Raw genomic sequence first — 11,933 nt, 5'->3', positions numbered from 1 at the left:
TTCGTCACTCGGCGTCGAGCACGGTCGCGAGCGCGTCGTAACACGCCCGCGGGTCGGCGGGAAAGAGCTTGAGAGGACGGGTCTCACCCGAGATGCTGACCCGAAGCGCTCCCCGTTTCCGGTAGGTGAGCGCGGTGCTACCGATTCCGGCGACGACGAACAGTACCGCGAACAGGAGGTTGCGCCCGACCGACGCGAGGCCGAATCCGACGAGGCCGAGACTCATCACGACGAGGAACCAGTCGACATCCTGTAAGGTCACGTCCACGACGCCGGACAACGGGACGGCGACGGACTCGCCGTCCGGGCGGTCCACCAGCAGTCGGTCGCGAGTGACGGTAATCCGGCCACCGCGTCGCAGGACGCCGTCGTACACTGTTTCGCTCTCGTCGGACATCGCGACTCAGTCGTCGCCCGAGACTGGCGGTCGGTCGCCGCCGCGACCCCGGAGGCGGTCGAACGCCGAGACGAACTCGTCGTCGTCCTCGGTGAGTTCGGCCCACGCGCTGAGGCCGCGTTCCTCGCGGGTGCCGGGGATGGTGTTGTCGAGGACGAACGCGACGATGCCGCCGACGACCATCCCGGTACCGCCGACGACGAACAGCGTCGTCGCCACGACGTCCGTTCCCAGTATCGCGCCGAGGACGGGGACGCTCGCGAGGCCCTGTTGGAGTGCCGTCGCACCGGACGCCTCCAGCCCCTGCCCGACCTGACTCATGTACTCGGGGATGGCGAGGCCAGCGAACAGCGCGAAGCCGACGATGAAGATGTTGCGATTGGCGTCTAAGTCGACGTACTTCAACTGCGAGAGGCCCACGGCGGCGATTTGCCCGAACATGACCATGTAGAGGCCGCCGATGATAGGCGCGGGGATGGTAGCGAACAGTTCCCCCATCGGGCCGAAGTAGCCGACGACGATCATCACCGCGGCACCGATTTGGACGACGTAGCGGGAGGCGACGCCGGTGATGGCGATGGCGCCGACGTTCTCGGTGTAGGACGTACAGCCGTTCCCGGTGCCCATGATGCCGGCGAAGACGTTACCGACGCCTTCCATGCCGATGCCGTGGTCGATGCGCTTCGCGCTCGGGGCGCCCTTGCCGGCGATGCGGGCGACGGAGTGGTAGTCGCCGAAACTCTCGACGACGGACGCGAGCATCCCCGCCATCATGCCGACGACGAACCCGGGCGTGAACTGCGGGAGGCCCCACTGGAACGGGTAGATAGGCTGGAGCAGCGGGGCACTCGTAACGCTCCCGAGGGCGACGTAGCTCACCGACCCCTCGGCGAAGACGCCGGTCACAGAGAGGACGGCGGCGACGCCCCACGCGACGGCGATGCCCAGCAGGACGGGGAACAGTTTGAACGCCCGATGTCGACGGTCGAGGTACTGCGAGAAAACGACGATAGAGAGCATCGTCAGCCCGAGCAACCACCAGTTCTGCCCGGTACCGGGCGCACCGAAGTTCGGGTTCGAAATCTGGGGGACGTTGAACAGCGCGAGGCCGATGAGCGCGATGACGGGCGCGATGACGACCGGCCCCATGTACCGCTTGAGTTTGCCCATCACGCCGGTGTAGCCGATGCCCATCTCGACGAGGCCGGCGACGATGACCGCGCCCTGTAACTCGACGAGCATCGTCTGCCAGTCGGCCCCCTGCTGGGCCAACACGCCGACGATGGCCAGTCCGGGCGCGAGCATCGAGAACGTCCCGCCCTGCACGATGGGGTAGCGGTTCCCGATGGTCGTCTGGGCCAACGTCGCGATACCGGAGACGACGAAGAACGTGCCGATGAGTCGGCCGACCTGTCCCGGTGCCGCCTCGAACATCCCCATCGCACCCGCGAGACCCAGCGGAATCGCGACGGATGCCCCTATCATCGTCAGGTAGTGCTGGACGCCCAGCAGCATCGACGCGCCTCTCGGTGGTCTGTCTTCGATGCCGTACTCCACGAACCCGGCGGCCGACGTTTCGCCCCCGGCGTCGGGCCCCTCGGGTGTGAAGTCTTCTTTCACTTCCTCGAAGTCGTCCGCGCTGTCAGAGCCCATGTGCCAACTACGGTGGACGTGGCTACGACGCCACTAATCTCTTGCCAGTTAGGTCGCTCTCAGCCGCACGAGAGCGCTGGGCGCCCACACCGAAAGGAAAACGCTCTTAGCCCGGACCGACACATCTGCGTACATGAGCAACGGGGACGACGAGACCGCCGAGGACGCCCCTGCCGAGGAAGACGGCGACGGCGTCGGTAGCGAGGAACTTGAATCGCGACTCGACGAGGCCAGCGAGGCGCTAGAGGCCGCCGAGACGGAAGCGGACCTCGACGAGGTCGAGACGACGCTCGACGACGTCGAGAGCGACCTCGAAGCCGCCGACCTGCCCGAACCCGACGAGGACGACGAGGACCCCCGCGAGGAACTCGAATCGCGCCTCTCGGACCTGCGTGACGACCTCGAATCCCAGCGCGGGCCCTACGCCGAGGACGTCGTCGACGTCGTCGAGACCGCACAGGGAACCGTTACCGACAGCGAGTGGACCGACGACGGCGAGGACGAGGCCCACGAGGCCGTCGATACGTTCCTCGCGGCAAGCGAGGAGTACGTCGACCACGGCGCCGACGCCGGTGCCGACCTCGACGCCGCGGCCGACGCCCTCGCCACCGTCGCGGACGCTATCGAGGGTGCGGCCCTCGACGCCGACGACGACGAGGAGACCATCGCCGGCCTCCTCGAAGCGGCCGAGACCCTCGAAGACGACCTCGAAGCAGCGGAGGTCTGGGACGACCTCACCGTACGAGAGCAACTCGACGCCAAGGGGTTCTACGACGTCCTCACCAACGAGAACCGCAAGGACTTCCCGGCCGAGTGGAACGCCGCGAAGATCCACGCCAAGGAGGGCAACCTCGACATCGTCCTCTTCGCGCTCGACAAACTGGGCTCTGAGTTCATCGAGGAGTACTTCATCGACATCCTCTATCACCTCGGGAGCGACGCCGCACCCGCCTTCGACGTGATGCACCAACGCGCACAGAAGCGCGATAAGGGACCGATCAAGGTCCTCGGGAAGATCGGCGACGACCGTGCCACCGAGACGCTCCACGACTTCATCGACGGCGACGGCGACCCCGCCCTCCAGACGGTGACGATGCGCTCGCTGGGCGCTATCGGGAGCCCCGAGTCGGTCCAACCGGTCGCGAACCGACTCGACGCCGACGACGACGAGATCCGCTCGGTGGCGGCCCGGTCGCTGGGACTGCTCGGTGACACCCGCGCGGTCGACCCCCTCGCTGACGTCCTCGAGAGCGACGAGAGCGACGAAGTCCGCGCCTCCGCCGCGTGGGCGCTCCGACAGATCGGGACACGGGAGGCCCTCGACGAGGCGGCGAAGTACGCCGACGACCGCGCCTACCTCGTGCAGGCCGAAGCGGAGAAAGCCGAGAGCGCGTAGGCCGAACCCTTTTGTCCGAAGGGGCGACCAGCCCCGCCGATGCGGTTCCCCGTCGACGTTTCAGATTCGACTGCTCGTACCCCGCTCGCCCAGCGACTCGCGTCGCTGGCACTCGTCTCGCTCGTCCTCGTCAGCAGCGTCACCGCCGGCGGGATAGCGGTCGGTACCCCGACAGCAGGTGGTCCCTCGACGACGACACCGACCATCCACGCCGTCTACCCGGACCCGGTTGCCGGCGGTGATCGGGGCGAATTCGTCGTCCTCGACGTCCCCGCGGCAACCGATCTCGGTGCGTACACGCTCACGGACGGCCACACCACTGCTCCGCTGCCGGACCGGGTCGTGCGGGGACGGATCGTTCTCACCGCCCATCCCGACCGGGTACAGAACCTGACCGACGAGTCCGTCTACGGTCTCGATTCAGCCGTCGCTCTCGCGAACGGCGGTGACACGCTCCGCCTACGCCACAACGGCAGCGTCGTGGACCGACTGCGGTACCGCGACGCCGACGAGGGTGCGGTCGGCGTCGTTCACGGCTCGACGGTACGGTGGCGTCCGCTCGGCGCGACGGACCGCCCTGTCGTCACGGGCGGTCCCGGGTCAGTCCGGGTTTTCACCCTCCCGGACGCGCCGAGCGCCCCGGTCGAACCCCTCGGTGACGCCGACGAACGGCTCTATCTGGCAGGCTATACGCTTTCGTCGACCCGCGTCGCGGACGCACTCGTCGCCGCCCATCGACGAGGGGCCGACGTGCGCGTCCTGCTGGAGGGGTCACCGGTCGGGGGCCGAACCCGCGCGGAAGCCCAAACGCTCGACAGACTCGTCTCGGCGGGCGTGAGCGTGCGACTCGTCGCTGGCCCACACGCTCGATACACCTACCACCACGCGAAGTACGCCGTCGCGGACGAGCGCGCGGTGGCCCTCACCGAGAACTGGAAGCCCGCCGGGACGGGCGGCAACAGCAGTCGCGGGTGGGGCGTCACGACGAGACAGTCGCGGGTCGTTGCGGGTCTCGCGGCGACGTTCCGTGCCGACGCTGGCTGGCGGGACGCCGTTCCGTGGTCCCAGTACCGACGCGGACGGCAGTTCGAACGCGGCGAACCCGCCGACGCGACGTATCCGTCGCGGTTCGAGGCGCGGTCCGTCGCCGTCGACCGAACCGACCTGCTCGTCACGCCGGACAACGCACAGCGGGCGCTCGTCGACGAACTCGACGGCGCGGACGACTCCATCGCGGTCGTTCAGCCAACTATCGGCGGATGGAACGAACCACTGCTCCGGGCACTCCGGCGGGCCGCCGACCGCGGCGTCGAGGTCCGTCTCCTCCTGAGTTCGGCGTGGTACGTCCGCGAGGAGAATCGACGGACCGTCGAGCGGTTCGAGGCGTGGGCCGACCGGACCGGCGCTCCGCTCTCGGCGAAACTAGCCGACTCCGGCGGTCGTTTCGCGAAGATACACGCGAAGGGGGCCGTCCTCGACGGTGACCGGGTCGTCCTCGGGAGCCTCAACTGGAACGAACAGGCCGCGACGACGAACCGCGAGGTGGTGCTGGTCCTCCACGGCACCGAGGTGGCAGCGTACTTCGGCCGCGTGTTCGAGGCGGACTGGTCCGGCGGTCGACCGGCGGTACCGGCTGGGCTTCTCGGTGCCGTCTTGGGCGTCCTCGTCGTGGGCGCACTCGCCGCTCGGCGGGTTCGGTTCACGAGATAGGGGTTCGAGAAGAGGGTGTCGCGCCGCTCAGACTTCTTCGGGGAGCGCCGTCGAACTGCCGAGGTCTTCGTCGATCTCGGCGTCGGCCATCTTCTCTACCAGCGCGTCGATGACGGCGTCGCGCATCCCCGAGACGAACTTGATAGAGCCGACGACGAGGTGGCCGCCGCCGGAGACGCCGCCGCCGTCGACCTCCTCGGTCAGTTCGGTGACCATCCGCGGGATATCAAGACGGACGCCGTCGCTCCGGAGGACGGCGAAGTCGGGGCCGTAGCCGATGGTGATGACGGGGTCGCCCGTCTCGGCGACCTTCCGGTCGTGTATCTCGCCGGTGGTCTTCCCGGGCGCGGGGTAGGTAAAGCGGTGGGCGTGGTTCTCCACGTCGATGCGGTAGAGGTGTGCGCCGTTGTCGAGTCGCTCGTGTTCGACGTGGCTCATCGCCGCGTCGAGTTGCTCGTCGACGTCGCGTTCGGCCTTCTCGGCGAGGACGTCGACGAGTTCCCCGTGGCGCTCGCGGTTCTCACAGTCGACGTTGAGCACGTCGCTGATGAGTTGTTCACCGGAACTGTAGCGCAGCCAGTGGGTGGCGTAGTCGAGCGCTTCACCGATGTCTCGCAGGTCGGTCTCGTCGTACCCCTTCTCGCCGGCCAGTTCGAGGTAGTCGCTCATCGCTTCGGCCTCCGAACGGTCCGAGAGGCCGGCCACGGCGGGGACGTGCTTCAGGTCCTCGGTGAGGTCCGGGTCGATCATCCGGGCGAGTTCCACACACAGCATCCCCGTCGTGATGCGGTAGTCCTCCCCGTGGAGGTACGGGTTGACGTGCTGTTCGATGAGGGGTTCGACGGCCTCCGGGTCAGGGTGGTGGTGGTCGACGACGACCACGGGGATGTCGTAGTGCCGGAGGTTGCGGTAGGCCGGCGTGTCCTCCTCGGTCGACCCGTTGTCGAGCATCAGGACGAGGGGGAGTTTCTGGCCGTGGCGGGTGCGGTCCTCCAGCGCGAAGTTGAGGTCGCGGGTGACGTCCTCCATCTCGTAGTAGGGCGCCTTGCTCGGGAGGCGCTTGAGGAGGTGCTGGGGCGCGTCGCCGTCCTCGTAGTGGTCGGCGATGAACCGTTCGAGCGCGACTTGCAGGGGGACGCTGGCACAGAGACCGTCGCCGTCGGCGTGGTGACGCATCCGGATGGGTCGCCCTTCCAGAACGGTCTTGCGAAGTTCCGTGGCGACGTCACGCAGGTCGTCCCACAGTTTCTCGAAGGCGGGCCACTCGACCAGTGGGTCGATGTCCGTCGGTTCCGCGGCAGCGGCAAGCGCCTCGTCGAGGTCGTCCCCGACAGCGGCGGCCTCGTCACCGTCGAGAACGGTCAGGGAGTCGACTTCGACCTGCACGCCGCCGTCTCGTTCCTCGGCACGGCCGGAGACTCGAATCACGTCGTCCATCTCCACGTCGGGGTAGGCGCGGACGCCGGCCTCCTCGAAGGCGGCGCAGGGGACGACGCCGGTGCCGTCTCGGACCTGAAAGACGGTCGGGCCGCCGGTCTGTTTGATCTGGACGACCTGCCCCTCGACGACGACGGTGTCGCCCGTCTCGTCGTCGAGGTCGGTGACGTCCGCCGCGGTCCCGTGTGGCACGTGTTTTTGCTCGTAGTCGGTCAGGCGGACCTCCTCGAAACTGAGGTCGCCGTCGGGACGGATCTCACCGAGTTCGACGACGAGGTCGTCCCCGACGTCGTAGTTACCCAGGAGGTTCGACCTGTGGACCAGCCCGGACACTTTCTCGGAGAGGTCGACGAAGGCGCCGTAGTCGACGACGCCGTTGACCGTCGCTCGGTAGCGGGCTCCTTCCTCGACGTCGTCAGCGGTACACTCAGCAGCGAGATCGTAGACGATGGTTCCCCCGTCGGGAACCGCGGCACCGTCGTCGGTGCCAGTTGGCGGAGACATTTAGCGTCTCTTCGGCACTCCCCGGTTTGTACTCTTCGAAATCGCTGGCTAGACGAGACGCGCGTGTCTGGCGTTCGCGCTTGCGCACACGGCGGCGAAGGTGGACTGCCGAGAGCGGAACCCTTAGAAAGCGCCCGACCCCACCGTATAGATATGGGGCTGTTTCGTTCGGGCGGCATCCTCGGCATCGCCGAGTCGGCGCTCGACTTCGCGCGGGCCGCGTCCGAGGAATCCCATCCGAACGAGTACATGGGACTGCTTCGCGGCGACGACGCCGCCAAACTGGGGCTCGACGAGGACGGCACCGTTCTCACGGACGTACTGGTCATCCCGGGGACCGAATCGAACCCGGTGAGTGCGACGGTCAAGACGAGTATGGTACCTAACGACATGCGCGCCGCGGGGTCGATTCACTCACACCCCAACGGGGTCCTCCGGCCGAGCGACGCCGACCTCGCCACGTTCGGTCGAGGCGACGTCCACATCATCGTCGGCTACCCGTACGGGCCCGACGACTGGCAGGCCTTCGACAACGACGGCGAACCGGTCGACCTTCCGGTGCTGGATGTCGAACCGCCCGAAGAGTCCTTCTTCGACTTCGACCAGAGCGACATCGACCGCGAACTGCGCGAGGAGGAGTTCGACTCGTGACACGCGTCGTCGCACAGGGCACGTTCGACATTCTCCACCCCGGCCACGTCCACTATCTGCGAGACGCCAAAGCGATGGGCGACGAACTCCACGTCATCGTCGCCCGGTCGGTCAACGTCACGCACAAGGAACCGCCGGTAGTGCCGGACGACCAGCGTCGCGAGATGGTCGCCGCGCTCAAACCCGTCGACGAGGCTCACCTCGGCCACCCCGAGGACATCTTCGTCCCCATCGAGCGCATCGACCCCGCTATCATCGCGCTGGGGTACGACCAGCACCACGACGAGGAGCGACTGCAGGCGGCGCTTGCAGACCGCGGCCTCGACTGCGAGATTCGCCGCGCGAGTCCGCTCGACCGCGACGACTCGGATCGCCTGCTCTCGACGGGCCGTATCATCGACAGAGTCCTCGAAGAGCGGTCGTAGCCGGCCTCCTCGGCAGAAGTGCGGGTTTCGGCCGATCAGAACACTTTTTACCACGACATTTGCAGATGCGGTAACCTCGAACGGGTGGGGGAAAATGCAGAGAGCTACCGTCAACGACGTCGAATCGCTGTCGTACCGCATCATCGAAGTACTGCTGTTGCTGCCGACGGCCGCTTGGGGGCTGTTCGGTCTGGGGGCTATCTTCCTCGGTATCACGGGCGGCGTCGGGGGGTTACAGGGGCCGGCCGGTATGGTCGGGATCCTGGGAACGTTCGGCCTCGGGTACGTCGCGCTCCTCGTTTTGGCCGTCGTCTCGTGGCTGGTGACGCCCGTCGTGTTGTATCTGGACACCAGCCGTATCGCCGAGACGGACGTCGACTGGGACCCGAACCCGATTCTCTGGGCCGTCGGCGGCTTCTTCCTCGGCCACCTGATGAAGTTAAACCACCTCTACTACCGCCACAAGGTCGTCGTCGACTGGGTCGACCGAGACTGGTGGTGGGTCTTCGTCACCGTCGGAGCGGTCTGTCCGCTTACGTTCCTCGCACTCGGAGTCGCCCTCGCGGAGACGCTCGGGACCGCGGTGACCATCGTCCTCGTCGGCCTCGGCATCCTCTCGGCCGTGCCGTTCGCGCTCGCAATCTACCGGGACGCGACGTACGTCCGCCTCAACTCGGCCGAGTGGCGACCCAACCCCGGTACCTACGTCTCGCTGGGACTCATCTTCCTGCTGCTGGCACCGGTCGCGTACCCGCTCGTCGGTGGGTACTATCTGGTCCGGCGGTACGGGGCCGTCGGCTTCGAGTGATACCGCCGTCCCAAAGCATATGATTGGATGGGTGCTGTCGTAGCCCATGCCCCTCCGTCGCCGCTCCCTCCTCGCTGCCATCGCCCTGTCACCGCTGGCCGTCAGCCCCGCCGACGCGGCCGACCCCGTTTCTCTCGCCGTCAACTGGCGGACGACGGTCGGTGACGGCAGACTGCTAGACAGCGCCCGGATCGACGGTCGGACGCTGTTGCTCACCGACCACTCCGACCAGACTGCCACGCTCCACGCCGTCGCCGACGACGGGACGAGCGTCTGGTCCCGGCAGTTCGACGACGCCCCCTCGCCCGAGACCGTCACCGGAACCGACGACGGTGGCGCTCTCGCCGCCGGGCGCACGGAGACTGACGACCGGGTGATGGTCGCACGGCTGTCGGCCGACGGGGCACTGTCGTGGCGACACCGCGTCCCGGTGGGGTATCACGACGATAAACTCGGCGTCCAACCGCTCGATGGCGACCGGGTGGCGGTCGTCTCGAACGACATCACGACACACGCCGTCTCGGCCCGCATCCAGTGTCTCGACTCGTCGGGGACCGTCCGCTGGGACCACACTCGCGACGGGTTCGGGGCGACCATCACCGACGCTCTCGACGGCGACTTGGTGACCGGTGGCTACGCGTACGAGTCGGCGTTCGACGGCTGGTTCGACCGAATCGACGCCGAGGGACAGCGGGTTTGGGAACACCGATGGACGGAGGAGTACACGGACGCCGCAGGGTTCGGACCCGGCGGCGGCGTCGCCGCGTCCGGCATCTACGAGGACGACGGCACGGACGCGTGGCGCATCAGCTATCTCTCGGCCGACGGCCGGATGCAGCGCGAGTGGACGCACAACTTCGCGGACGACGACCGAGCGAACCCGCGGGCGGCCCTGCGACTGGCCGACGGGAGCGCCGTCTTCGTCGGCGACCGAGACGACTCGTCCCGAGTTCGACTCCTACAGACCGGGTCGGCAGGGTCGCCCGACACCGTCACGTTCGAACCGTTCGACGCCGCCGTCGCGCCCCACGACCTCTTCGCCGTCGACGGTGGGGTCTTGCTGACCGGCGATTTCGAGTCCGCTTCGGACGGCGGGAGTTGGGTGGTCCGCATCGCCGAACGCGGGGCAGACGCGACAGCGACGCGGACTGACACACGGACGACGCGGACGGGAACCGACACCGAGGTGACGCCCTATCCACCGCCACCGACGGACGTGACCGAGACGACGACCGGGGACAGCGGCCCCGGATTCGGGCCACTGGCGGCGCTAGCGGGACTCGGGGCCGCGTCCCTAGCGCGACTTCGAAACGGCGAGAAAGACGCTGATTAGATGAGGTCGTGTTCGGCCAGTCGGTCGACGGCTTCCTGCAGGCGCTCCTTGCTGTTCGCGTAGGAGATGCGGGCGTAGCCGGGCGTCCCGAACGCGCTACCGGGGACGGTGGCGACCTGTGCGTCCGAGATCGCGGCGTCACACCACTCGGTGTCGTCGCCGTCCGGGGCGACTTCGGGCATCATGTAGAACGCGCCCTGCGGTTCCGGGACGTGGACGCCGTGTTCTTCGAACAGGCCGATGAGGAACTCGCGGCGCTCGGCGAAGGCCTGACGCATCTCCTCGACGGCCTCGTCGGTGTTGGTGAGCGCCTCGATGCCGGCGTGCTGGACGAAGTTGACGGCACAGGAGACGGAGTGAGAGTGGACCTTCCCGGCCTGCGAGACGAGTTCTTCCGGCGCGGCGAAGTAGCCCAGCCGCCACCCGGTCATCGAGTAGGCCTTCGAGAACCCGTTGAGCGTGATCGTGCGGTCCTCCATGCCGTCGAGGGTGCCGAGGCTCGTCGCCTCGACGCCGTCGTAGGTGATCTCCTTGTATATCTCGTCGGAGATGACGGTGATGTCGTGTTCGACGGCGAGGTCGCGGACGCCTTCGAGGGCCGCATCGGAGTAGACGGCCCCGTGGGGGTTACCCGGGGAGTTGACGACGAGCAGTTCGGTGTCGTCCGACACCGCGTCGGCGAGGTCGTCGAGCGCACCCGCTAGCTGGAAGTCGTGAGCGGCCGTGTCGACGCGGGTGAGTGACCCGCCGGCGAGTTTCGCCATCGCCTCGTAGGAGACCCACGCGGGGTCGAGCAGGGCGACTTCGTCGCCGTCGTCGATGAGGGTCTGGAAGATTTCATAGAGGGCCTGTTTGCCACCCGGCGTGACGATGAGGTTCTCGGTGCCGTACTGGGTGAGGCCGTCGTCGTGGAGTTTCTCGACGAGGGCCTCCTTGAGTTCGGGGATGCCGTTCGACGGCGTGTACCCGGTGTGGCCGGCGTCTAGCGCGTCCTTTGCGGCCTGCTTGATGTTCTCGGGCGTGTCGAAGTCGGGTTCGCCGACCGAGAGGTCGACGACGTCCTTGCCCTCGGCTTCGAGTTCGGCGGCCTTGTTGCTAATCGCGAGTGTCGCGCTCGGTTCTACACGTTCGACGCGGGAAGCGAAGTCCATAGTCATAGGTTTGCGAGTTCGATGGCGCTCGTGACGGCCGAGCCACCCTTCTGCGTGCGTGCCTCGGCTTCGTCCTTGCTCATGCCCGGACCGATGATGCCCAGCGTGACGGGGGTGTCCCGTTCGAGCGAGACGTCGGTCAGGCCCTGTGCGGCGGCGTCGGCGATGACCTGGTCGTGGTCGGTGTCGCCTTCGATGATGACCCCCAGCACTGCCACGGCGTCGACGTCCTCCCGACGCGCCAGTCGGTCGGCCGCCAGCGGCGTGTCGTAGGCCCCGGGCACGGTCACCGTCTCGACGATATCTGCGTCGTGGTCGGCCGCGGCAGCGCTGGCCGACTGTCTCATCGCCTCGATGACGGCACCGTGTTTGTCGTACTGGGCGACGACCAATCCGAGCTGCACCATACCTGTGTGGGTGGCTGTTATCCCTAAAGAACTACCGTTCCGGCACGGCGAACCAGAAGGG

At 67.4% G+C, this 11,933-nt stretch carries 11 protein-coding genes; 6 read left to right on the top strand and 5 right to left on the bottom strand.

Annotated features, from left to right (window positions below; all coding sequences use genetic code 11):
* Positions 1-4 precede the first annotated feature (4 nt).
* Together NDI85_RS09045 and NDI85_RS09040 are read right to left on the bottom strand one after the other, a co-directional pair.
* The gene (locus tag NDI85_RS09045) at positions 5-397 is read right to left on the bottom strand and encodes a hypothetical protein (protein WP_188998371.1); all 393 of its coding nucleotides are present in this window, start codon (positions 395-397) and stop codon (positions 5-7) included.
* 6 nt (positions 398-403) lie between these two features.
* Positions 404-2,050: a solute carrier family 23 protein gene (locus tag NDI85_RS09040; RefSeq protein WP_310915582.1), complete on the bottom strand. Its 1,647-nt coding sequence runs from the start codon at positions 2,048-2,050 to the stop codon at positions 404-406.
* Between the two features lie 133 nt (positions 2,051-2,183).
* Between NDI85_RS09040 and NDI85_RS09035 the strand changes: the two genes are divergently transcribed.
* Positions 2,184-3,446, top strand: coding sequence for a HEAT repeat domain-containing protein (locus NDI85_RS09035; RefSeq protein WP_310915581.1), 1,263 nt, complete (start codon positions 2,184-2,186; stop codon positions 3,444-3,446).
* Between the two features lie 39 nt (positions 3,447-3,485).
* On the top strand, positions 3,486-5,156 hold the full coding sequence (locus NDI85_RS09030; RefSeq protein WP_310915580.1) for a phospholipase D-like domain-containing protein: 1,671 nt from the start codon (positions 3,486-3,488) through the stop codon (positions 5,154-5,156).
* 27 nt (positions 5,157-5,183) lie between these two features.
* Here NDI85_RS09030 and NDI85_RS09025 read toward each other — a convergent pair whose 3' ends face one another.
* Positions 5,184-7,097 (bottom strand): OB-fold nucleic acid binding domain-containing protein, encoded by a 1,914-nt coding sequence (locus NDI85_RS09025; protein ID WP_310915579.1) that lies wholly within the window; start codon positions 7,095-7,097, stop codon positions 5,184-5,186.
* A gap of 153 nt (positions 7,098-7,250) precedes the next feature.
* Between NDI85_RS09025 and NDI85_RS09020 the strand changes: the two genes are divergently transcribed.
* The 4 genes from NDI85_RS09020 to NDI85_RS09005 all read left to right on the top strand — a co-directional run bounded on the left by NDI85_RS09020 (position 7,251) and on the right by NDI85_RS09005 (position 10,314).
* A complete protein-coding gene (locus tag NDI85_RS09020; RefSeq protein ID WP_188998356.1) occupies positions 7,251-7,748 on the top strand; it encodes a Mov34/MPN/PAD-1 family protein in 498 nt (165 codons plus the stop codon).
* A complete protein-coding gene (locus NDI85_RS09015) occupies positions 7,745-8,173 on the top strand; it encodes an adenylyltransferase/cytidyltransferase family protein (RefSeq protein WP_220639388.1) in 429 nt (142 codons plus the stop codon). Before NDI85_RS09020 ends, NDI85_RS09015 begins: the two co-directional genes overlap by 4 nt.
* Positions 8,174-8,267: 94 nt before the next feature.
* On the top strand, positions 8,268-8,981 hold the full coding sequence (locus tag NDI85_RS09010) for a hypothetical protein (protein WP_188998350.1): 714 nt from the start codon (positions 8,268-8,270) through the stop codon (positions 8,979-8,981).
* A 46-nt stretch (positions 8,982-9,027) separates the two neighbouring features.
* The gene (locus tag NDI85_RS09005; protein ID WP_310915578.1) at positions 9,028-10,314 is read left to right on the top strand and encodes a PGF-CTERM sorting domain-containing protein; all 1,287 of its coding nucleotides are present in this window, start codon (positions 9,028-9,030) and stop codon (positions 10,312-10,314) included.
* Here NDI85_RS09005 and NDI85_RS09000 read toward each other — a convergent pair.
* A complete protein-coding gene (locus NDI85_RS09000) occupies positions 10,311-11,471 on the bottom strand; it encodes a pyridoxal phosphate-dependent aminotransferase (RefSeq protein ID WP_310915577.1) in 1,161 nt (386 codons plus the stop codon). The two genes, NDI85_RS09005 and NDI85_RS09000, sit on opposite strands and share 4 nt — an antisense overlap.
* Positions 11,468-11,872 (bottom strand): 6,7-dimethyl-8-ribityllumazine synthase, encoded by a 405-nt coding sequence (gene ribH / locus NDI85_RS08995; protein WP_188998345.1) that lies wholly within the window; start codon positions 11,870-11,872, stop codon positions 11,468-11,470. The genes NDI85_RS09000 and ribH overlap by 4 nt, the downstream gene beginning before the upstream one ends.
* Between the last annotated feature and the right edge of the window lie 61 nt (positions 11,873-11,933).

Origin of the sequence: Haloarcula sp. S1AR25-4, assembly GCF_031624555.1 — an archaeon.
In the GTDB taxonomy this organism is placed as follows: Archaea; Halobacteriota; Halobacteria; order Halobacteriales; family Haloarculaceae; genus Haloarcula; species Haloarcula pellucida.
The sequence above is the reverse complement of the archived record's forward strand: the minus strand, read 5'-3'. Positions and strand labels throughout refer to the sequence as shown.